21 protein-coding genes and 1 tRNA gene are annotated in these 22,854 nt (G+C 41.8%); 11 read left to right on the forward strand and 11 right to left on the reverse strand.

From position 1 onward, the window contains the following. Window positions 1-2: 2 nt before the first annotated feature. The 4 genes from V7L07_RS08780 to V7L07_RS08795 all read right to left on the reverse strand — a co-directional run bounded on the left by V7L07_RS08780 (window position 3) and on the right by V7L07_RS08795 (window position 3,608). Window positions 3-926: a tetratricopeptide repeat protein gene (locus V7L07_RS08780; RefSeq protein WP_335056920.1), complete on the reverse strand. Its 924-nt coding sequence runs from the start codon at window positions 924-926 to the stop codon at window positions 3-5. A 170-nt stretch (window positions 927-1,096) separates the two neighbouring features. Then, window positions 1,097-1,432: a cytochrome c6 PetJ gene (gene petJ, locus V7L07_RS08785; RefSeq protein WP_334776111.1), complete on the reverse strand. Its 336-nt coding sequence runs from the start codon at window positions 1,430-1,432 to the stop codon at window positions 1,097-1,099. 346 nt (window positions 1,433-1,778) lie between these two features. After that, window positions 1,779-2,273, reverse strand: coding sequence for a GNAT family N-acetyltransferase (locus V7L07_RS08790; protein ID WP_335056922.1), 495 nt, complete (start codon window positions 2,271-2,273; stop codon window positions 1,779-1,781). 162 nt (window positions 2,274-2,435) lie between these two features. Beyond that, complete coding sequence (locus V7L07_RS08795; RefSeq protein ID WP_335057093.1) at window positions 2,436-3,608, reverse strand: RpoD/SigA family RNA polymerase sigma factor; 1,173 nt, start codon at window positions 3,606-3,608, stop codon at window positions 2,436-2,438. A gap of 805 nt (window positions 3,609-4,413) precedes the next feature. Between V7L07_RS08795 and priA the strand changes: the two genes are divergently transcribed. After that, the gene (gene priA / locus V7L07_RS08800) at window positions 4,414-6,999 is read left to right on the forward strand and encodes a primosomal protein N' (RefSeq protein WP_335056924.1); all 2,586 of its coding nucleotides are present in this window, start codon (window positions 4,414-4,416) and stop codon (window positions 6,997-6,999) included. 1,197 nt (window positions 7,000-8,196) lie between these two features. Beyond that, the gene (locus tag V7L07_RS08805) at window positions 8,197-8,517 is read left to right on the forward strand and encodes a hypothetical protein (protein WP_334775010.1); all 321 of its coding nucleotides are present in this window, start codon (window positions 8,197-8,199) and stop codon (window positions 8,515-8,517) included. A gap of 2 nt (window positions 8,518-8,519) precedes the next feature. Here V7L07_RS08805 and V7L07_RS08810 read toward each other — a convergent pair whose 3' ends face one another. Next, entirely contained in the window at window positions 8,520-10,019 is a 1,500-nt protein-coding gene (locus tag V7L07_RS08810; protein ID WP_335056927.1) for an ATP-binding protein, read from the reverse strand. Next, the gene (locus V7L07_RS08815; protein WP_292852363.1) at window positions 10,016-10,699 is read right to left on the reverse strand and encodes a response regulator transcription factor; all 684 of its coding nucleotides are present in this window, start codon (window positions 10,697-10,699) and stop codon (window positions 10,016-10,018) included. Before V7L07_RS08815 ends, V7L07_RS08810 begins: the two co-directional genes overlap by 4 nt. Before the next feature lie 313 nt (window positions 10,700-11,012). On the opposite strand from V7L07_RS08815, the gene V7L07_RS08820 reads away from it, so the two are divergent. The 4 genes from V7L07_RS08820 to V7L07_RS08835 all read left to right on the forward strand — a co-directional run bounded on the left by V7L07_RS08820 (window position 11,013) and on the right by V7L07_RS08835 (window position 15,008). Next, entirely contained in the window at window positions 11,013-11,861 is an 849-nt protein-coding gene (locus tag V7L07_RS08820; RefSeq protein ID WP_335056930.1) for a hypothetical protein, read from the forward strand. A gap of 581 nt (window positions 11,862-12,442) precedes the next feature. After that, window positions 12,443-12,649, forward strand: coding sequence for a hypothetical protein (locus V7L07_RS08825; RefSeq protein ID WP_179064108.1), 207 nt, complete (start codon window positions 12,443-12,445; stop codon window positions 12,647-12,649). A 25-nt stretch (window positions 12,650-12,674) separates the two neighbouring features. Further along, window positions 12,675-13,862 (forward strand): AIR synthase related protein, encoded by a 1,188-nt coding sequence (locus tag V7L07_RS08830; protein ID WP_335056932.1) that lies wholly within the window; start codon window positions 12,675-12,677, stop codon window positions 13,860-13,862. Window positions 13,863-14,321: 459 nt separating this feature from the next. Beyond that, window positions 14,322-15,008: a PHP domain-containing protein gene (locus V7L07_RS08835; RefSeq protein ID WP_335056934.1), complete on the forward strand. Its 687-nt coding sequence runs from the start codon at window positions 14,322-14,324 to the stop codon at window positions 15,006-15,008. Between the two features lie 133 nt (window positions 15,009-15,141). On the opposite strand, the gene V7L07_RS08840 is transcribed toward V7L07_RS08835, so the two are convergent. Beyond that, window positions 15,142-15,669 carry a bluetail domain-containing putative surface protein gene (locus V7L07_RS08840; RefSeq protein WP_335057095.1) on the reverse strand — a complete coding sequence of 176 codons (528 nt, stop codon included), beginning with the start codon at window positions 15,667-15,669 and terminating at the stop codon, window positions 15,142-15,144. 417 nt (window positions 15,670-16,086) lie between these two features. Beyond that, window positions 16,087-16,566, reverse strand: a complete 480-nt coding sequence (locus tag V7L07_RS08845) for a hypothetical protein (RefSeq protein ID WP_335056936.1) — start codon at window positions 16,564-16,566, stop codon at window positions 16,087-16,089. A gap of 168 nt (window positions 16,567-16,734) precedes the next feature. On the opposite strand from V7L07_RS08845, the gene trmFO reads away from it, so the two are divergent. Beyond that, window positions 16,735-18,051, forward strand: a complete 1,317-nt coding sequence (gene trmFO, locus V7L07_RS08850; RefSeq protein WP_335057097.1) for an FADH(2)-oxidizing methylenetetrahydrofolate--tRNA-(uracil(54)-C(5))-methyltransferase TrmFO — start codon at window positions 16,735-16,737, stop codon at window positions 18,049-18,051. A 117-nt stretch (window positions 18,052-18,168) separates the two neighbouring features. On the opposite strand, the gene V7L07_RS08855 is transcribed toward trmFO, so the two are convergent. Next, window positions 18,169-18,456: a hypothetical protein gene (locus V7L07_RS08855; RefSeq protein WP_335056938.1), complete on the reverse strand. Its 288-nt coding sequence runs from the start codon at window positions 18,454-18,456 to the stop codon at window positions 18,169-18,171. 160 nt (window positions 18,457-18,616) lie between these two features. On the opposite strand from V7L07_RS08855, the gene V7L07_RS08860 reads away from it, so the two are divergent. From V7L07_RS08860 to V7L07_RS08870, 3 genes are all read left to right on the forward strand, one after another. Beyond that, the gene (locus tag V7L07_RS08860) at window positions 18,617-19,822 is read left to right on the forward strand and encodes a murein hydrolase activator EnvC family protein (protein ID WP_335056940.1); all 1,206 of its coding nucleotides are present in this window, start codon (window positions 18,617-18,619) and stop codon (window positions 19,820-19,822) included. 58 nt (window positions 19,823-19,880) lie between these two features. Then, window positions 19,881-19,953, forward strand: a tRNA-Arg gene (locus V7L07_RS08865). A gap of 734 nt (window positions 19,954-20,687) precedes the next feature. Then, window positions 20,688-21,056, forward strand: coding sequence for a fasciclin domain-containing protein (locus V7L07_RS08870; protein WP_335056942.1), 369 nt, complete (start codon window positions 20,688-20,690; stop codon window positions 21,054-21,056). 120 nt (window positions 21,057-21,176) lie between these two features. Here V7L07_RS08870 and V7L07_RS08875 read toward each other — a convergent pair whose 3' ends face one another. Beyond that, on the reverse strand, window positions 21,177-21,347 hold the full coding sequence (locus V7L07_RS08875; protein ID WP_335056944.1) for a hypothetical protein: 171 nt from the start codon (window positions 21,345-21,347) through the stop codon (window positions 21,177-21,179). 658 nt (window positions 21,348-22,005) lie between these two features. Here V7L07_RS08875 and V7L07_RS08880 point away from each other — a divergent pair. Then, a complete protein-coding gene (locus V7L07_RS08880) occupies window positions 22,006-22,254 on the forward strand; it encodes a DUF1816 domain-containing protein (protein ID WP_335056946.1) in 249 nt (82 codons plus the stop codon). Here V7L07_RS08880 and V7L07_RS08885 read toward each other — a convergent pair. Continuing rightward, on the reverse strand, window positions 22,218-22,622 hold the full coding sequence (locus V7L07_RS08885; RefSeq protein ID WP_335056948.1) for a DUF3775 domain-containing protein: 405 nt from the start codon (window positions 22,620-22,622) through the stop codon (window positions 22,218-22,220). The two genes, V7L07_RS08880 and V7L07_RS08885, sit on opposite strands and share 37 nt — an antisense overlap. Between the last annotated feature and the right edge of the window lie 232 nt (window positions 22,623-22,854).

A 22,854-nucleotide genomic window follows, 5' to 3' on the forward strand; every position in this document is an offset into this window, starting at 1 on the left:
TCTTATAAAAGAGCGATTTCAGTTGCAAAGGAGATTTTTTGTCGCAGATTCTTCAGTAAATCTAGAGTTTTTTCGTAGGCAACTCTCTTTCCTTGGTTTTCAAAGTACTCAGATGCTTTTTGTAAATCAGCGATCGCAGCTAAATGATATCCTAAGCGATACTGAGCTATCCCCCGATTAACATAAGCCTGGGCATTACTGGGGTTAAGTTTGATTACTTGAGAAAAATCACGCACTGCACCAAAGTCATCTCCGTTTCGGCCGCAAGCACAAGCTCGGTTAAAGTACGCTCTATAATCCTTAGCATTGAGGCGAATTGCTAAACTAAAGTCGAGCATCGCAGCTTGGGTATCTTGCAAGACAAAATGCGCTAAACCTCGGTCATTATAGATATCTGCAAGCAGTAAGCTAGTTATTCGAGGAATTTGAGTTAGGGCTAAATTAAAGTCAAGAATTGCCTCTGAGTCTTTCCCATCCCCAGCACGGGCTAACCCTCGGTTGTAGTAAGCTCGAAAATCGTAGGGTTTAAGTGCGATCGCTCGGTTATGATCGACAATGGCAGCAGGATAATCCCCTTGTCTGTAGTGTGCTACTCCCCGGTTCAGATAAGCCTCAAAGTTATTCGGTGCAAAATTTATGGCTTGCGTACAATCTGCGATCGCTTGATGGTAATCTTGTAGTTGGAGATAAGCAAGACAGCGATCGCTATAAGCCACAGCCAAATCTTTTTCAAGTGCAATCGCCTGGTTGAAATTCTCTATTGCTTCCTGATAATCACCGCCTCGCATCTTATCTACACCCAACTCTAAGAAATCACCTGCTGTAATTTGGGTAATTAAAATGGGTGCAGAATTTACAGGTAAAGTCAAGAAAGTGAGAGGTAAAGCAATAATTATACTGAAGAATAATCGCCAGAAATTACTCATAATACCAAATTAGGATAGGTAGTATTGTTTAATATTTTTGGAACAGTCTTTTTCTAAAGACTCTTTAATCCAAAATTGGTATAAGCATCCTATTTGATCATTTCAGTGGCAACAAAATTGGCGGGACAAAAAGCCCCGCAAATTCTTAAATTTTGAAGTTAGATTTTAGTCTACTTCCACCCCTTATCTGCTTGTGAAAGCACATAAGCAGCTACATTTTCAATTTGTTCAGGCTTCAAGCGTTTGCCGAAAGCAGGCATAGCATTTTTACCGTTTGTAACTTGGGTAATAATTGCCTCTGCTGAGTACAAACCATACTTTTCCAAAGCTTCCTTCTTCAAGTTTTTGGCAGCTTGAACCAGATTCTTTCCTCCCGCATGACAAGAAGCACAATTGGCACTAAATACTTTAGCTCCACTAGCAGCATCCCCCGCCAAAGCTGGACTACTGAAGGCAAAGGTGAAGATTGCTATGCCTAACAGCATGACTGTAATCATTTTTTTCATTTCGTGTTCCCTCTGCAATAACGGCTTATTCGGTGCAATATCCTCCATAATTGTCAGTTGAGCCGCTACCATAGTCAAACGACAGGCTGTCAAACTTCGCTTTATTAAATAAAATTTTTAGTTTTTGAATCTTTGAGGTTTTTTAGATTTAGGGTTGTTATCAGCAATAATATCTGACGAGAAAGTGCTTCTTGACGAAATACTACATCTAGACTATGGCAATCTTAAATTACTTCGTATTTATGTAAGTTCGGATATTCTATCAAAAAAATCATCAAAACTTAAGGATGAAATATTCAAGATGAAAATTTTCCTGCTTCATCTTTTATATTTCATCCTTTATTTTTCATTTAACCGATCCCAACTGAATCAGCGCATCTTCTGTAACACGACAGATTCGCCAATCATCTAATATAGATGCTCCCATACTACGGTAAAATGCTTGGGCTGACTCGTTCCAATCTAAGACACTCCACTCTAATCGCCCACAATCACGTTTTACAGCTATCTGAGCTACTTTAGTCAGGAGAGCCTTACCAATACCTTGCCTGCGATATTCTGGTAAAACAAATAAATCTTCCAGATAAATTCCTGGCTTAGTCAGAAATGTTGAATAATTATGAAAAAACAGCGCAAAACCAACAGCTTGACCCGCAGATTCCGCTAAGATTGCCTCTACATATCTCCGTGAACCAAATAAATGCTCCTGAAGTGCTAGAGCATTGCCAGTAACAGCGTGAGATAATTTTTCATACTCTGCAAGTCCCTCAATTAATTTAAACAGCGCGCTGTAATCGGCTGGTTCGGCAAAACGCACAATTAAATTATTACCCGGAGTCATTAGTCTATAGTCCATAGTTGATAGTCCATAGTCTATAGGTAACTGGGCAATTTTTTTGAGTATTGACTAAATAACAACCAAAAAAAGCTACAAAACGCTTGATTTTTGCGAATTGCAAAACTAATTAGGTTAGGTATTGCATCTCTATCTTGAGTAATGTAATTAAATCAACCAACCTTTTAAACGTTTAGCTATGTGAGGACGGCGCAATTTCCGCATGGCTTTGCTTTGAATTTGACGCACTCGCTCACGAGAAAGATTGAACATATTGCCAACTTCTTCTAAAGTGCAGGGTTCGCTGGTTGTCAAACCATAGCGCAGAGAAATCACATCTTTCTCTCGTGGAGTTAACACATCACCCAAGACTTCCCAAATCTCCTGACGCATCATGTTTTCATTCATTTTTGCTTCTGGAGACAAGTTGTCTTCATCTTCTAGCAAATCCATCAATTCTGTGTCTTCTTCTTTACCGACACGATGGTTGAGAGAAAGTGCTTGTCGCCGTAGTTGTTGTAGCTGGCGTAGTTGTTGTACACTCATTTCCAAAGCTTCTGCCATTTCAGCTTCGGTGGGATTACGAGAAAGTTTTTGCTTGAGTTCCCGTTGGGCTTTTTTCAGCTTGTTAAGCTTTTCAACAATATGTATTGGTAGCCGAATTGTCCGTGCATCGTTAGCTATAGCTCTAGTAATCGCTTGTCTAATCCACCAATAAGCGTAAGTAGAAAACTTATATCCTTTGTCGGGATCAAACTTTTCGCTAGCACGATTTAAACCCATTGCTCCTTCCTGAATTAAATCCAGAAAAGGCACTCCCCGATTTAGATATCGCTTGGCAATAGATACTACCAATCTTAAGTTTGAGCGAATCATTTTGCGTTTCGCTACTCTCCCTTGATACAAGCGACTTTCTAATTGCTTTTCCGTCATTTCTAGCTCGGAAGCTACTTCTAGTTTGCTGGCTTCACGTTCCAGTTTTAACTCTAAAGCCGCTTGTATTTCTCTGACTTCTTCTAGAAATCTGACTCGCCGCGCTAACTCTACTTCTTCATCAGCTTTTAAGAGCGGATAACGCGCCATTTCTTTAAAAAATGCGCCAACAGCATCATCATGTTCGGTTTTGTTGTATCCCGAAGGACGAGCCGCCGCCATTTCATCTCCATCGCGTTCGTCTGATTCCAGATTTTCTACTACAATTGGAGATTCTTCTTCTGCTACTGCATTTAAACTATCGAGTGATGGTTCTTCAATATCAGCAGCATTCTCCAGTATTTCCATTTTTCCTAATTCAACAATATTCATAGTTTCCTTTAGGGATTGTTGCTTGATTTGGTACAGAATTTAGTTACACCTACTCTTTTGAGGCTTGGTAGTTTTCCCTAATGGACGATGCACCCCTTTAGATGACGAAATACAGGCTGATGCTAATTTATCTACAGAAATAAAAATTGCATCTACTTAGCACCTATAGGTTACAGTTATATACAACCTATAGCGAAACTTACCTTAGCACCCAACAAAACTTTTTTCTCGGATTCCCAACAGATATATTCTTCATTTTTTTCTGAATTATCAAATATGTCAAATCCCCCTCAAACTTTCTCAACCTTAACAAATATAAAAATCTCAGTTAATCATCCAATTTTCTTAAGCTTTCATATATTTTTCTAAATATTTTTAATGTCTTAAGTGCTAGATGTCACTAGATAAGAGAAAAACCTACTACTCGATTTATCTATTGCCAATTTGATTTAAAGTTGCCTACACGATACAAATTATAGGAATGGCAGCTTAATTTTGGTACGGTCTTACTTTGTATAAAAGCATCTCATAAGCAGATAGATTTGAATATCTACCGATAGGCGGAAAAAGGCTACTCCATATTTAGTAGATAGAGCAACTTTTGCAGCAATAGCCGACATGCTTTTATTTGTATAGTGGGCACCAAATATTTATTGCATGTATAGTTGATACGAATTTGTCTAGTAGATTACATAAGAGGAAAATTATCAAGTATTATGAAGAATAACAGTATTGAGAAATACCATTTAAATTTAAGAAAAAGAAAAATCAGAGTTTAGTTTAGCGAGGTTGATTTTAACCAGCTACGTGAGGAAAATATCTAAATATAAAGTCAGCAAGTATGTATATTAATGAAATAAATTTATCTCCTTTAGTAGTGGCCCAAGCAGGTGAATCATACCAGTCAGGTGCAAATCTGAATCGGTGGGTTGAAGTATTAGTAGACTGTCCAGGAAGTACAGGACTATTTACTTATCGATTGCCAGCCCAGTTAGAAATCAAACCAGGGGATATTTTGAGCGTGCCATTTGGGGCACAACAATTAGGAGCGATCGCTATTCGGTTACTGGCACAACCTAATATCGATTTACCACCAGAAAAAATCCGGGAAGTAGAAGATATAGTCAGCGTTGGATTTTTCCCAAGTGCTTATTGGGAATTACTCAATCGAGTAGCTGCATATTACTATACGCCACTGATTCAAGTAATCCGGGTTGCTCTGCCACCAGGGTTGCTGGGGCGATCGCAACGTCGTATCCGCCTGGTTAAAGGCGGGGGGGCAGGGGGGAGTAGTTATTTGCTGGGATCTGCCGATCCTTTGGCTTTTTTGACTCCGACGGCGCGGCAAGTTTGGGAACTTTTGCAAGGGCAGGCGGCGGGGGACTACAGTTTTGTTTACCTTCAGCAAAAAGTCAAATCTGCTTATCGGGGAATTCGGGAATTATTGCGATTTGGTTTAGTAGAAAGCTACTTAGAACCACCGCGACTAACTCGACCAAAGTTGCAAAAAGCAGTCACGCTCACAGGTATAATTGACCAAGAGTTAACCACTCGCCAACGAGAGATTCTAGAAGTGCTGCGGCGACATGGCGGGGAGTTGTGGCAAACCGAATTACTGCAAATTTGCAATGCTAGTTCCTCTATTCTCAAAACTTTGGCACAAAAGGGTTACATCGTTGTTGAAGAACGGGAAGTATTGCGAACAGAGCAAGGCCCAACATTAGTAGGTGATGGTGCTAAATCTTTAACTACAGCCCAAGCCAGCGCCTTAGCGACAATCCAGACACTAGATGGATTTGCTCAAGTTTTATTGCATGGGGTGACAGGTTCAGGAAAAACCGAAGTATATTTGCAAGCGATCGCACCTCTCCTCAACCAAGGTAAATCTGCTCTGGTTTTAGTCCCAGAAATTGGACTTACACCCCAGCTAACCGATCGTTTTCGTGCCCGTTTTGGTAATAAAGTTAGCGTCTATCACAGCGCCCTTTCAGACGGTGAACGTTACGATACTTGGCGGCTTATGCTCACAGGAGAACCCCAAGTTGTCATTGGGACTCGTAGCGCCGTTTTCGCCCCTTTACCCAACTTGGGTTTAATTATTTTAGATGAAGAACACGACAGCAGCTTTAAACAAGATTCCCCTATACCCACCTACCACGCCCGCACCGTCGCCCAGTGGCGAGCCGAATTAGAAAATTGCCCCTTAGTGTTGGGTTCTGCTACGCCTTCCTTGGAGAGTTGGGTAAGTGTGGGGATGCAGGGGGCAGGGGGAGAATTCATAACTCCTCACTCCTCACTCAGCACTCAGCACTCAGCACTCAGCACTCATTCCGCACTCAGCACTCATTACTTAAGTTTGCCTGAACGGATCAACTCTCGCCCTTTACCGCCGGTGGAAATAGTCGATATGCGGCAAGAGTTACAGCAGGGGAATCGTTCTATATTTAGTAGATCGCTACAAGCAGCTTTGCAAGAGTTGCAAGAAAGAAAACAACAGGGAATTCTATTTATCCATCGCCGGGGACACAGTACTTTTGTCTCTTGCCGCAGTTGCGGATATGTGCTGGAATGTCCGCATTGTGATGTGTCGCTGGCGTATCACCACACCGAAGAAAAAGCGCCGGAATTATTGCGGTGTCATTACTGTAACTATGCGCGATCGCACCCCAAATTTTGCCCTGATTGTAGTTCCCCTTACCTGAAATTTTTCGGTAGCGGTACTCAACGGGTAACGCAAGAATTAGCGCGACAGTTTCCAGGGTTGCGCTTGATTCGTTTTGATAGCGATACCACCCGCAACAAAGGCTCACATCGTACCCTACTCACGCAGTTTGCCAACGGCGAAGCAGATTTGTTAGTCGGTACGCAAATGCTCACCAAAGGTTTAGACTTACCACAGGTGACACTTGTGGGCGTTGTCGCCGCCGATGGATTGCTAAATTTATCAGATTATCGCGCCAGTGAACGGGCATTTCAAACCTTGACTCAAGTCGCCGGACGTGCTGGGAGAGGTGATGATCCGGGGAGGGTGATTGTACAAACTTACACTACAGAACATCAGGTAATTGCAGCAGTGCGATCGCACGATTATCAATCTTTCTCTCAAGCGGAATTAGAACAACGCCAAGCACTTAATTATCCTCCTTATGGGCGGTTAATTTTGCTGCGTTTAAGTAGTCTCGACCCGATTCAGGTGCAAAATACGGCGCAAATTATTGCTACAACCTTGAGTACAGAAGAAGAATTTGAAATATTAGGCCCAGCACCAGCCAGTATTTTACGAGTAGCTAATCGTTATCGCTGGCAGATATTGATTAAATTTGACCCCGATGCCTTACCAAAGTTGCCAGATTGGGAAGAGGTGCGATCGCTTTGTCCTTCGTCTGTAAGTTTAACTATTGATGTAGATCCAATTAATATTATGTAAGCGGTCTATTTAGGCATAATCTGCCCTGAGATAGATGAAGTGAATCGCAGCATTATCTATGAATAAGAAAAAGTTAAACTTCTTGCTTAATTAACGTGAGTTCGACAAACCTCTCCCTGCCTTGAACTAAAGTTCAAGTCTGTCCCTCTCCGAGTCGGAGAGGGACGGTTTTGCGTAGTAAAACCTTCTTAGAGGTTTTTTGATTAAACAAATTGGGTGGATGTTATATGAGCAATCGAATTCACGTTTAATTAATACAAATCAACCATAAATCAAACGCTTGTAAATACTCGATTTCAAACATCTCGTTGTTATGCTGTTCTTTATAAGACCAATTAGAGGAAGCTGTGAAAGCTTTTTAGCTAGAGGTTACACAGTTATCAAATCAATCCAGGTTTTGAAGTGGATACTTTATTAAGCAATTTAATGCTGCGGTCAAGGTATCTAAAACCAGATCGCACTCAACAGCTTATTTTCATAACAACAATCAAGCACTTAATGAATAGCAGGCATATTTGCCCTGGATGTTCAACCGTTTTACTCCGCCACATAAGTATAGGAGGGCTTTATTGGCGTTGTAGCTGTTGCCATCAGAAGATGCCAGTTTTTTGAAGAAGAATTCAGAATCAAGACACGGACTCGCTACCACTGCGCTATCAGTGGGCGATACCCTGTGAGAAGTAAGTGACAGACTTAGCACTGATTGTTCTTGCTTGTTACGTCACCTAGTTAAGACCACCAAATTTTCTTGTTTTGTGGGGGTATTAAACCCAGTTATTTATTCGCCAGTCGTACAAAATTACAGCACTTTGCAAGTAAGAAATAAGAATTAAATAACATACAATTTATGTCCCTGGGTTACCTCACCCTCAATACCTCTCCTTATAAAGGAGAGGGAAGCTAGAGACAGGATGAAGTTTTGCATCTTATTTAATCCATGTTCCTAAATGAAGTATACCCTTCCATTGGCAAGGGGCTACAGTAAATTACCCCCCTTAATCCCCCCGATAGATATATTGGGGAAACAGCAAATCTAGTTCCCTCCCCTTTATAAGGGGAGGGTTAGGGTGGGGTCTTTTTGTACCTTACAACTCCCAATCTGCTGTAATTCTGACTCCTGAATTCTGTTTTATAAACAAGACTAGGAAAATCAGAAGTAAATCCTAAAATTTCTCTTTTTAATTAGGTTGCTAAAAAATGTCGCACACATTAATCAATTTAACATTACCAATCGTCATTCAAGAAATTGATCATGTCTTGAATGAGTATCCTGAACATCCTTATCAATTAGCCTTTTCAATTCATGAATTGCGGCAAAAGCTAATTGCCCACATTTTAAGTCATGTCCCTAATCGCTATGTAGTCGAGGAGGTAGAGGAATCATCTAGACACCCTAAAGTTTTCTACTCTTCCCCTTTAAAGGAGCGGCTACATTTGGAAACGGTCGTTCACGGAAGTATTCTGCATATCCTACGTGAAAATGCTGATTGGCTGAGTCGCCATATTCCACATATTTAATTTTATAACTTCACTGGTAAAGTCAGAGTGAACGCTGTTTGACCAGAAGATATTGACTCAAGAGTGAGATCGCCACGATGGGCGCGGGCAATTTCGCGGGATAGGCTGAGTCCTAGTCCGATTCCTTCTATTTTGCGGTTGCGTGAGGGATCGCCGCGATAGAAGCGGTCAAAAATGCGATCGCATTCGCTTCTTGGAATATCTTGGGATGCATTGACAATGGTTACATTGAGGGTTGCTGGAGTTTGATGAGTGCGAATTTTTATCCAGCCGTTGGGAAGATTGTATTTGATGGCATTACTAAATAAGTTTTGCAAAACTTGAATTAAAAGATCGCGATCGCCTTTTACCCACAGTCCATCAGTGAAGTCAGTTTTCACAGTCAACTGGGGAGCTAGCATTTCCACATCTTCTAGCATCTCCATAAGCAACTCAGACATATCTACCTCAACCAGATACAAGCTCATTTTTCCCGCATCTGCCAGAGATAGCAACAAGAGTTTCCGCATAATTCCACTCAGGCGGCGCACCTCATCCAACAGGTTGCTTAATCGCTGTTGCACTTCACTACCAGAATCAACCTGCTGTAGTGTTCGTTCGAGTTCGCCTTGTAAAATAGTTAGTGGGGTTTTCAGTTCATGAGCCGCATCACCACTAAAGCGGGAAGCTTGAGTAAAACTGCGTTCCAAGCGTTCTAACATCAAGTTAAACACCTGAATCAGTTCGACAAATTCCACATCAGTTGTTCCAATAGGAATCCGCTGATCTAACCCTTTGACAGTCACCTGTTGAATTACGCCCGTTAATTGACGGATAGGACGCAAAGCACCACCAGAAACTAACCATGCTCCCACTGCAACTAGCAACAGCGCTCCCGGAATTGAAACCAGAAAGATATTGCGAATGCTAGCCATTTCTTGATCGACGGCTTGTAAGCTAACGGCAATGGCAATCTGAGCATTGGGAAATTTAGTGGCCCCAATCCGCCAGACTGCTTTTGCCGTCTGTTCAGTGACAAGTTGAGGTGGACGTGGACGAATCGGCGGCGGCGGCTCGAAGGGTGGATTTGTATTGGGGGATAAAGGCGGTGGTTCTCTCTTCGGGGGTGGTGGTAAAGGTGTCACCTGGAGACGCGCCAGCAACAGATGATTCACCTCAAGATCGGCAGGTAAGGAGTTTGATTGATAAAGTATATTGCCGTTTGAATCAAGCACTAGAACGGCGACGGGGGTTTTTGTATTAGTTCCAAAAGTATAAGATAATGAATCTTCGTAAGATTGGCGATCGCCTGATTGGAAAAAACTTCCGGGAATGGGAGGTTCCTGTCGTTGAGGCGAGTTCGGAATTGCCCGCAGCAATTGATTTAATAGTTCTGCATCCAGGCGGCTAATCTTAGCATTGTAAATCTGCAACCAGGAAATTGCACCAAATCCGACTAATGTGCTTCCAGCTAGAGCCGCAGACAACAGAGCAAGGCGGAGTCGAAAGGAAGGGAGTTTCATGAGGAAGAATCTGGCTTGCGAAATCGGTATCCAACCCCTCGAATGCTTTCAATCCAGACTGCTTCATCAATGGGGTCAATTTTTTTACGAATTCGCTGAATACAAACATCCACAACGTTGGTGTTGGGGTTGAAATCGTAGCCCCAAACGTGTTCTAGAATTTGGGTACGAGTGAAAACCCGTCCAGGAGAGCGCATCAGATATTCTAGAAGATTAAATTCGCGGCTGGTGAGTTCTATCGCCTGGTGATTGCAAGTGACTTCTCTGGTAATGCGATCGAGTTTAATCGGCCCAACGCCAAGTACATTTTGGCGTTCGCTCACACTCCGACGCATAACAGCATGAATTCTAGCCACTAACTCTTCCACAAAAAACGGTTTAGCAATATAGTCATCGGCTCCCAAATTTAGTCCTTGCAAGCGATCGTCTAGTTCATTCCGAGCCGTCAACAAAATTACTGGAGTATTCCGACCTTGCCGCCGCAATAGTTTTAGAATCGATAGTCCATCTTTTCCCGGCATCATAATGTCGAGTAAAATCACATCATAAGCGTTATCTAATGCCCGCAGATATCCTTCATCACCGTTATCGCAGTAATCTACAACAAATCCCTGCTCTTTCAGCCCAGCCCGGACAAAGTTAGCAATTTTCGCTTCATCTTCGACAAATAGAACGTTCACAAGTATTTATGAGTTCACATATTATTCCATTCTAAATTCATTATTTTCTGTTTAAATTACAAAACTGTAATTTATAAAATAGGCAAGCTGTAATTTTGAAGTGGCTCAATTATAAATATGAACACCTACCTTTTGAAGGTTGATTTTTATGAATACTCGTCGAGTCTTAGCTGTAGCAGTGATTCCTTTAAATTTATATTTATTTAGGAGTATGTTAATTTTTAATTTTTAATTCTTAATTTTTAATTCCCGAAAGGGGTTAGACTGTCATTTTGAGATGACTTAATTAGAAACATAAATTTTTGGAGATTTAATGATGAATATTCGTCGAGTTCTAGTGGTGACAGCAATTCCTGTTTTAGTTGGCACATTTGGTTTTATTTCACTCAATCAAGTAAATGCTGCTAATCAATTCGATAAAATAGCACAGGCGCAACAACTACCCAACCAACCATCAAACGAACAGCCGCGTCCACCCAGACCTGATTTTGCCGCCGCAGCCGCTAAGTTAGGAGTCACTGAAGCACAGTTAAAGGCTGCGTTGGGAGTTCCTGCCAATCCTCCAAATCCAGGCGATCGCAATCAGCGTCCACCCAGACCGGATTTGAAAGCCGCAGCCACCAAGTTAGGAGTCACTGAAGCACAGTTAAAGGCTGCGTTGGGAGTTCCTGCTAATCCTCCAAATCCAGGCCAGCGTCCACCTAGACCTGATTTGAAAGCCGCAGCAACAAAGTTAGGAGTTACAGAAGCACAGTTAAAGGCTGCGTTGGGAGTTCCTGCTAATTCTCCGAATCAAAGCGATCGCAATCAACGTCCACCCAAACCGGATTTTGCTGCCGCAGCCACAAAGTTAGGAGTTACAGAAGCACAGTTGAAAGCTGCGTTGGGAGTTCCTGCTAATTCTCCAAATCCAGGCCAGCGTCCACCCAGACCTGATTTTGCAGCCGCAGCTACAAAGTTAGGAGTCACTGAAGCACAGTTAAAGGCTGCTTTGGGAGTTCCTGCCAATCCTCCAAATGCAGGCGATCGCAATCAGCGTCCACCCAGACCTGATTTGAAAGCCGCAGCCGCCAAGTTAGGAGTTACAGAACAACAGTTGATCGATGCACTAGGTATTCCACCTCATCCTCCTAGCGAGGATCGCCCTAATGCTCCAAAATAGCTGAACATTATCTAAATTAAGGAAAAAATTCAATTATCCAGTAAGACTTTAGTCCTTAATATTCTATGAACTAAAGTCCTTACTACAATACCTAACAATAAATATGGTTTCAATGTCAACCATATCAACGACTTTACTCATAATTTTATATACTAATTGACTAATTGACGATTTTTCACTTGGGTCACTAATTATTTGGCATAATAAGTCCTGAAGAACCAAATGCTTGCTTATTTAAGTAATTTAAGCACTTATGAGAGCGATCGCTATGTAGCAAAAACCATTGTAGATTTGCCGTAATTATCTCAGACTATTCAATACTGAAGTTATTTAAGGTAAAGAATATCAACAGTGCTATATTATGCTATATTACAAGATGTAATCTTATGGCTCATAAAAAAGAAGCTCTCCGATGTTACAAAAAGCAGTACGTCGTACCGCTGGTATGAACTCAATTGATCCAAATTTAGATGTGGGCAATGGACTTACCCTATCGGCTTTCTCAACTCTCATTGAAACGATGCGAACTAAAGAAAATGTCTTAAATCCTTGAATTTACGATCAAATAGGAGTCCTGGTAGATGAATAGCAAAGAACTAGCGCAATACATCGAAGCAACCAATAGCATTACTAAACCTTGGCTTTTAGTACAACTGCGCCTTAAAAAATTACAAGAGCGTCGAGCTATGCTTGCAGACGATGTTTATACCAAAGAATTAGAAGATATTCACCTAGACTTGATGAAATTGGGTGAATGGTGGCGCGGTATTGAAGATGAGGTATTTTAAAGTGAGGAGTTAGGAGTTATGAGTTATGAGTTTTCCTAACTCCTCACTTTCCACTTTTCACTTAAAACGCAACCTGATGGCTCAAGCTCTCGATCAAGTCGATTACGATACTCTCGATGCTGCAAAACGACGCTTCATCGATGCTGCAAAACGCACACTGGGCTTTGCAAGCACATACGGCATAGTGCCCGCGTCGGGTTTAGGAGCCAGCGCCAACGCTTTCAGCTTCAACCTGGCTCCATTTCTAGAGGCGGGGGCTAGAGAACTTTCGATGACACTTGTACCCGAAGGACTGGGCACCGCAGACGATACCCGCCCTGACGACCTCAGTGAAGAAGAACTGCGACGATTCTGGTGGAATATTGGTATTAAGATTATCTCGTGTCTGACGAATGATGCTGCAACTTCCGGTATGCAGACTATACTTCTCGGTCTTTATTTGCCGTCGAGTACTCCTGAAACAATCTTTACCCCCGCATTTCTTGATGGGTTTCTGGATGGAGTGGTTGAAGCGTGCAAACGAGTGGGTTGTGTCTATCTTTCAGGGGAAACTCCTCAACTAAAAACGAAGATGATTCCAGGGCGACTCGACATTGCTGGCTCGGTTTTTGGCGTTATGCCGGCTGGTGTTGCTCCGATTGATAGCTCGCGTCTGGATGCCGGAAATACCATTGTTCTCGTCGAGAGTTCGGGACCCCATGAGAACGGCTTTACCCCATTGCGAAAGCTGGCTGAGTCGCTCCCTGATGGCTATAGAACAAAACTCCCAAGTGGGCAGGAGTTCTGGGAAGCGATAAATGCTGCATCATATCTCTATACGCCGCTTGTACAGGCGGTGCTTGGCGAAGGGATTCATCCCACGGCGATGGAGAATATTACTGGTCATGGCTGGCAAAAGCTGATGCGTTCGGTGAAACCGCTCCGGTATGTTATCGAAACGATGCTCCCAGTGCCAGAGATATTTACCTTTGTTGAGGGTCATCTTGAGGGCGGGGCCCAGACGATGCTTTCGGTGTTCAATTACGGTGCAGGATTCGCATTCTATACAGAGTCAGAGCAGGATGCAGAGAAAATTGTCCTACTTGCAAGAGAACATCAACTCTCGGCTGTGATTGCCGGAAGGGTTGAGGCTTCCCTTAGTCGCGAGGTAGTAATAGAACCCTTGGGAATCACCTTGAAGGGAGATTCTTTTGGGATTGAGCGAGGGGTGTAATAAGCTGCTAGCGTAGACATCGCCAATTTTCTGAGAGTTATTCTAAACTCACAGGATCTTCTTATTTATGCGGTGGCTAAAGTTGTTATTAGTTAAATCAAGGCGATAATTACTGAGGTAAATAACGATTTTTACACACAAATTCTAATTGCATTTTCGGCTGATTATAGCTAACTACTCTAAAAAGCCTTTAGTATCTAAGTCATTTAGCACAGATGCTATAGGCGTATTTATTAAGTTTTAGATGCAATATTTATTACTACTTAAAAATAAAGTAGTTCAAATTACCCATGACTACTGAGATTAAGATTTGCTAACGTAGTCTTAACATATTGAAAAATTTGCTGAGAAAGCTGAGAAAGTAGCAACCAACACTAATTTTTTAGTGGTGGATCTTTCTTATCTGTAGATGTAGCGTTTTAGTGTGTTAAGAATATATATTTTTGTTCAGAGGGAGTTATGGCTGTAAATTTGGCCCGGACTACTGCTTCGGCAGAACTTTTGAAGCAAGTATTCCATAACATTGATGCACATAGTTGTCCAAAGTTATTCAACTTTCACATGCACACTGTCTACTCGGATGGCAGATTGCAGCCGAGTGCATTGATGGAGCAGGCGATCGCTATTGGGCTGAAAGGGTTAGCTATCACTGACCATCATGGTATTATCGGCTATCAAGCATCACTTGCTTGGTTAGAAGATTGGAAGTGGAGTAATTCTGGTGCCAGCACTCCTTACTTGTGGAGTGGTGTGGAAATCAATGCCAATCTTTTGGATACAGAAGTTCACATTTTGGCTTACGCTTTTGGAACAGAACACCCTAGTATGAAACCCTATCTGCAAAGAAGGCCGACTACAGGGCAAGAATATCAGGCAAGTAACGTAATTGCCGCAATTCATGAAGCTGGGGGATTGGCAGTTTTGGCTCATCCGGCTCGTTACAAGCGATCGCATTTCGACTTAATTCCCGCTGCTGCCCAAAAAGGTATCGATGGCGTGGAAACTTTCTACGCCTACAATAACCCTAACCCCTGGAAACCCAGCGTCGTGGAATCAGAACAAGTGCAAAAATTGGCTGATGAGTACTTTCTTTTCAATACCTGTGGTACTGATACCCACGGTTTGAGCCTGTTACAACGCTTGTAAAGATGAATCAATTTGTTTTTATACCCCTGGTTCAAGCAGCCAGGAGGTTATCTTTTTTTGGATGTTCAATAGTCAAACCTGATATTAACCCACATTTGGCAGGTTAGCTTGAAAATCAGGGTATTTTCTCCAACTAAATAAAGAAACTGCTCACTGCAATATTTCCCAGCGCGGGTAAAGTACCTGTTAATCCCGTTAAATTGACCAACACATCACTACTCGCCTGAAAACCAGCAATGCTATCGTTAATTGCGAGATAAGTTCCAGCGATCGCTCCACTTGTGACTTTGACTAAGACTGCACCATTCACCCCTAAAGCTTGATTTCCGGCTAAGGCTCCATTTACATCGGTAAATACCTGATTGGCTAAATTTAGTAAGGTGGTGGCAGTGCTATCGGCGGCGCGGGAAAAACTGCTAGGTGCATTCACGGCTAATCCACCTTGATTCACTAAATCAATTTTATCTGTGCCAATGGTGAAGTCGGTAATGCGATCGCCTACTGATACTAATGATTTTCCAAACTGCAAAAGAAATATATCTGCGCCTTGTCCGCCAGTTAAAGTATCAGTACCACCAACACCAGCATACAAAATATCATTTCCATTATCGCCATTAAGCACATTGGCTCCAGAGTTACCGAAGAGGATGTCATCGAAAATCGAGCCTTATTACCCGCAGCAAAGAGCAGATGGGCGATATGCCCATGCCACAAGAAGTAGTTGAGTATTTTTTATTTGGAAATCTTTTAGCGTAATGGTTACGCCATGTCAGATAGTACCATTCTTTTTCAAAAATATCACCAAGCCATCTATTTTTCCAGATGTAAGATAATTGATGTAGTGATTAACAGAACAAATTTGCCTTATCTAAATAGCGCTTTTTTATAAATCTGATGAGAGAAAAATAAGATACTGACTTTGAATCTTTTTCAGAGCCTAGCTTAATCGGCAGAGCTAAAAAATTCTTGTTGGGAACCAAGTCAAAAGCCGCCGATTGGTGAGAGACTATGAGTTACTATTTATTTACCTTGCCATGATTCGGATCATGGTAAGGCGATTAGCATAACATTTGACTCCTCAAAACTTTTCAAACACCCTCTTAGCGCGACTCTTGTTTTTTTTGTGTCGCTGCGATGCTAATCTTTTTTTGGTTTGCTGACGAAGTTGCTGTGCTAGGAGTGCGGCTTCCCTTTCGGCTCGGAATAAATCAACTCTTCGCGTTGTCAAAACAAATGATTCATCCGGCTTTCGTCTCACCCAAGGGACGCTAACTGCGAAATACTGACAAATATTTTTGTATTCCTCCTGATTTAGAATTGGGTAACGTTTTTGAGTATTCAGTGTGTTAGCGATCGCTTTCAACTCCAATATCGCTGCTTCTAACTCCCCTGCCATCTGATTAATGCGTTCGACTTGCGTGATTAAACGCTCCTGTTCACTGATGATTTTTTGCTCTTGGGGTTGCAGTGGCACTATAGCAGTAGTTACAGATGTCGGCTGCAACAGCGAAACTTTCAACAAAATGGGCTTTTTGTCCGTGTTTTGAATTTTTTTCATACTACTACCTCAAGTAAGGCTAGCTGACTTGTAAGGCATTGTAGCAGCATTTTAGTACAAATGTACTAAAATATTTGCCGTACTCAGAACTCAGCACTCAGAATTCAGCACTCTTCATTTCTGTGATGCTGATGGATACTTATATATATGGGAATTAAAAATTTAACTATGGAAAAACAGGCGATACAAGTAATTGGAGGTGGACTAGCTGGAACAGAAGCAGCGTGGCAAATAGCTCAGGCTGGAGTACCAGTAATTCTGCATGAAATGCGTCCAAAGCGATTTAGTCCTGCTCATCATACAGAACATTTAGCAGAACTAGTGTGTAGTAATTCTTTTGGGGCAATGGCAAGCGATCGCGCAGCAGGATTATTGCACGAAGAGTTACGCCAACTAGGTTCTATCGTCATCTCCAAAGCTGATGAACACGCCGTCCCGGCTGGTGGAGCGCTAGCTGTGGACAGGGGACAATTTGGCCAAGACTTGACTGAAACTTTGGCTAGTCATCCTTTAATTGAATTCCGTCGGGGTGAAGTGTCTGCAATTCCCGAAGGAATTGTAGTTTTAGCAACCGGGCCTTTAACTAGTCCCGACTTAGCAGAAGATTTGCTCCGCTTTACAGGCATGGAATACCTGAGCTTTTTCGATGCAGCGAGTCCGATTATTGTTGGAGAATCGATTAACCGTGACATTGCTTTTATGGCATCACGTTATGACAAAGGCGAAGCTGCTTATCTCAACTGCCCAATGAATAAAGAGCAGTACTTGCATTTTCGAGAAGAACTTTGTAAAGCTGAACAAATAGAACTCAAGGGTTTTGAACGGGAAACAGCAAAATTTTTTGAAGCTTGTTTACCCATAGAAGAATTAGCACATCGGGGGGAAGATACCATGCGTTACGGCCCCCTAAAACCAGTGGGATTGTCAGATACTCGCACAGAGGAACGTCCTTATGCTGTGGTGCAGTTGCGACAAGAAGACAAAGCCGGTCAACTGTGGAATATGGTAGGATTTCAAACTAATCTGCGTTGGGGTGAACAAAAGCGCATATTTCAGCTAATTCCCAGTTTGGAAAAAGCGGAGTTTGTGAGGTTGGGAGTGATGCACCGCAACACTTTTATTAATGCTCCCCAGTTAATGCATCCTACCTTGCAATTTAAAGCGCGTCCGACATTATTAGCTGCTGGACAATTGATTGGTACTGAAGGTTACACTGCTGCGGCTGCGGGTGGCTGCTTGGCGGGAATTAATGCAGCGCGGTTAGCTTTGGGTAAAGAAGCTTTGGTTTTACCACCAACAACAATGATGGGTGCGTTATTGGAATTTATTAGTTCTGCTTCGCCCAAGCATTTCCAACCAATGCCGCCCAACTTTGGGATTTTTCCCGATTTAGGAGTGAAAATCAAAAGTAAACCAGAGCGTTACGGACGTTACCGCGATCGCTCTTTAACTGATTTGGCAAACTGGAAAGTTAATCGTAATTAATGGGCATGGGGCGTTAGGAGTGCTGAGTGCTGAGTTAGGAGTTAGGAGTTAGGAGTTAGGAGTTAGGAGTTAGGAGTTAGGAGTTTTGTTTATCTCCCTCATCTCCCCCCTCCCCACCTATTTTTTAATACTGACTAATCCATGTATCCCTAGCGCTGTAATTACGCCTCCTAGCAATCCCCAAGTACCATCGGCAAATACGTTGATGCGATGAATGTAGGTACGATGATAGGCATACTCTAACTGTCTATCATTTACTTTTCCCACCTCTACCAGCTTTTCTACATATCTTTCAGCTTTGATCAGTGCTGCATAATCGAGATTAAACCAATACAAGGATACTCCCACCACCGCTAAACCTGGACACACCAAAGTAATTAAGAGAATTACTATGCGTGCATTCATATATACCACCTGCTAATATATTTGCTCAATGCTGACATAGCTGGAATCCTTGTGTTACAACTTGGCATACCAATTTAATAATGCGTTGGAGTGGGTGAATCAGATTTTGGGAATAATCCTCATAGTGTTTGAAAGCATAGTTTTGGTGGGGCTTCGCACTATGAGAGCGCGATTTCTACAAAAAAAGCAGATTTATTGCTGTTTCTCAATTGCATTTTGCTGCATTTTGTACATTTGTTTGGCATTAATTCCAGCCTACGCAATATCCACAGGGTCTATTGATAATTTGAGACAACAGCAACAACAGATGAACCAGCAGCATCAGAGTGTGGTTCAAGATCGCGATCGCTTAACAAATCTCCAACGAGAGGCTCAAAAAAACCTCACTGGCTTAAAGCAAAATGTGCAAACTACAGATAGCTACATTCAAGAGAGCGAATCACGATTACAACTCGCCGCCCAGCGTCTCCAGAAGTTAGAAGCTGATTTAGATGTGGCGGAACGTTCATATCAGGAGCGTCAAGTAGCAACAGTAGCACGATTGCGTTATCTCCAGCGATCGCCTGCTTCTTTTGGATGGGCAGTTTTGCTTGAAAGTGAAAATATCAGCGACTTTTTCAGCCGTCGTCATCAGTTGAAGTTAGTCTATCAGGCAGACCAGAAAATTTTGCTAAAACTCAACACCCAAGCAAAGCTGATCGATAAACAAAAAACGGAAGTAGAACAGCAAAAAAATGAAATTGCCTTGATTCGTGAGCAACTGCTGGCACAAAAATCCGATTATCAAACCCAGGCACAATCGCAATCAGAATTAATTCAACGCCTAAATAGCGATCGCCTGGCCTTGGAAGCGGCACAAAATCAGCTAGAAAGGGAATCGAAAAATCTTGAAGTCTTGATTCAACAAAAGGTAGCAGAAGCCAGATCGTCAGAAGAAGCCCAAACAAAAACCAACAGCCGTACAAATATCATCATCCGGGGAACTGGTGTAATGACATATCCCAGCGATGCTCCTACTAGCAGTCCCTTTGGCTGGCGGATACACCCTATTCTTGGCTATCGTCGCTTTCACGCCGGCTTAGACTTTGCCGCCAGTTATGGCAGTAAAATTCGGGCAGCCGACTCAGGAAAAGTAATTTTTGCTGGGTGGTATGGCGGCTATGGCAGAGCAGTAATTATCGACCACGGCAATGGGCTGACGACACTCTACGGTCATACCAGCGAGTTGTATGTCACCGAAGGACAAACAGTTGAACGGGGACAAGCGATCGGTGCTGTCGGTTCCACAGGTTTCTCAACTGGCCCCCACCTCCACTTTGAAGTTCGTCGCAATGGTACACCAGTCAACCCCACTGATTATCTTTAAGTCATTGCCAATTCGACCGCAAACTTTATCACAGACGTGCTATGATCGGGAATAATGAGGGCGCGTAGCTCAGTGGATAGAGCAACAGATTCCGGTTCTGTGGGTCGGGGGTTCAAATCCCTCCGCGCTCGTTTATCGTATATTCTCATTGTCCAAAAAGCGGTAGTACCTCACTTGTTCTGCTCTGTTTTTACTTATTTGTCGAATGCCGACTGATTAAGGATCTGACTTTTCACGGCATCTGGAAAACCTCACTTCTATTTCTCTCTCCTAAAAGGAGAGAGACTTTGAATTTTCCCCCTTCCCGTGTCGGGTAGGGGGTTAGGTTTTTGGTGGACTTTTCCACATAACGTGAAAAGTCAGAAAAAGGAGAGGGAAGCTAGAGAGAGGATGACATTTTGCATCTTATTTAATCCACACTCTTTAATAGGTTACAGTTTCCGCAATGCAGTACCAACCGGTTAACAATTCAAAATTCAAAATGACGCTCGTGACGCTCGATGACTCGTTAACGCTGCGCTAACAAAATTCAAAATTAAAGAAATTTCAAACGGGGATTTAGCGAGAAACGCGGTCTTGGGCTTTGCCCAAGTGGAGCGATTTCTCAAGACAAACCCCGACTTAAATGGGTGCTACATGTAGATTGCAGGTTCTTAAACCCTTTAATCTACGATAAAAATTTTGAATTGTCACTAACAAGATTTTTCCATTAACTTCTAAATTTTGCTGTATTTTAATTATTTAATTTTTTTAGCTTTTATCATACAATTTATACATTACTCAACCGCTTATTCAAACACGATTTCTAACACTAGAATGTTATCTTATAAAGAATTAGCAAATTATATATAACCAAGTGAAATAAATGGTTAATGTTGATACTGCCGTTAACGCTGGTTCTTTTAGCACTCTAATTGATGCAATCAAGGCTGCGAATCTGATAGATACTCTCAAAGGTGTTGACTCGTTTATCGCCTCTGCATCCACAGACCAAGCTTTTGCAAATCTACCACCAGAGACTATAGAGAGGTTGCTTAAAAATATTAATAAGATTCAGGAACTCGTGAGGTATCATGTCGTTTCTGGCAAGGTAATACCGATGAAGCCGATTGAAGGCTCAAATTTTAAAATTGACCCTTTCAATAGTTTAAATACAGATTATGATCCGCAAGATCAAAACCCGATGCTGCTGATGATAACGGTGTCTTCCACATCATTGTTGATTCCTCGATAAATATATAGATAGCCAATAATGTTTGTGAGATAAAAACTATTTATAGTAACTACTCATAACTATCTAGATATATTTTAAGTAACTCAACTTTTCATAGGTTTCGGTTAATAATAATAGCTTTTAGATTGTCTCGTTCCCAGTGGGAGACTGGGAATGTTCGTCTTTGAGGCGGAGCCGCTTTTGAGTTGCATTTCCAGCCTCCGGCTGGAAACGAGGTTTTAAAGGAGTTTCAGTTGACACCAATGACCAATGCTGTACCCCTATAGCGCTTCTCGAATGGAAGCAATACATTTTGACCTCTCTCCTAAAAGGAGAGAGGCTTTGATGCTCACTCCCCTTCCCTCGCAGGGAAGGGGCTGGGGGTTAGGTCTGTATTTCACGCAATTGAGAACCGCTATATTTACCTGAAAATAGCTTTAGAGGATGTTTGAAAAGTCTTTTTCTTAGTAGCAAAACGTTTTAGATCCCCCTAAATCCCCCGATAAATTGGGGGACTTTGATTCCAGTTCCCCCCTTTTTAAGGGGGGTTAGGGGGGATCAACAAGTGCCTAAAATCACAGCTAAATACTTTTCAAATAACCTCTTAGGTCTATGTTATGTTTTTTTAGTAAATACTTTGGATATCAACATCATTTATCTTCAAAGTTACCTGATAAATAAAGACATTTAGGATTTTAAAATGAAACGTCTATTATCAGAAAATGCCAGTTTAGAAAAATACACATTAACGTGAGTTCGATGAACCTCTCCCTCCCAACCTCCCTCTCCGAAACGGAAAGGGAGGAGCAACGAAAAATTAAGCTTTTTGCTCCCCTCTCCGACACGGAGAGGGGCTGGGGGAGAGGTCAAATAAGACTTGTCCAACTCACGTCACATTAACAAAAAATCTAGAGCAATCTAGAAATAAAAACTATCTTTGATCGAGTTTAATTAATCATTGGTATCCCTCATGAATTCATTTCAATCTAATCAATCAGAGTTTGCCTGGTGGGTAGAAATTAACACCGCCGTTCCGCGCTGTACTTATTACTTTGGCCCTTTTGATAGTGAAAAAGAGGCACAACTTTCTAGAAGTGGCTACGTCGAAGACTTATATCAAGAAGAAGCCAGAGACATCATTGCTGTAATTAAGCAGTGTCAGCCTCATGTCCTGACAATTTCTCACGATAAAGCAAAAGTCGAAATATCTAGTTTTTGAAGCCCGTCTCGTAGATATTTTGCTAAAAGGGGTCTTTCGAGAATATAACTGGTTGCCTGATTTTGAGGTACAATTTCCAATACTTTTTTAACGAAATGGGGGAAGTCTTCTAATTTCCCATGTGATATACTTCGACCAAGCCACATCAAAGCTATTACCTCTGCTTTTTCTTCATCGGTAAATTCATTTATATATTTGTGTAATATGTTTACCGAATATCTTGCTGGAATGTTGAAATCTTGTAAATAATTAGACAATTTGTCTATAAAGGTTTCTGGTTGCTTTGTTATATCATCTTCTATCGTTCCATAAACTAATTCAGCAATTTTAATCACGTTGTATATTTTTTTGATTGATAATAAGCTCATATTTTTTATTTCACTTGGAGTTAATAAACAAAATCTAAGCATAGAAAAAACTAGCGATTTTTGCTACTTAAATTTTCTAGATAGATATCTATCTATATCAAGCAAATAATTACTAAGTAACCCTTTCTTTAACGCTCAAGCATTGCAGGCAAGTGTTTGAATTTAAGTCTTATGAAAAGATTAAAATGTATAAGATAAGGTATAGCGTTTGATTTCGATACAAAAAGTTAAA

The organism is Nostoc sp. (assembly GCF_036916985.1).
Classification (GTDB): domain Bacteria; phylum Cyanobacteriota; class Cyanobacteriia; order Cyanobacteriales; family Nostocaceae; genus Nostoc.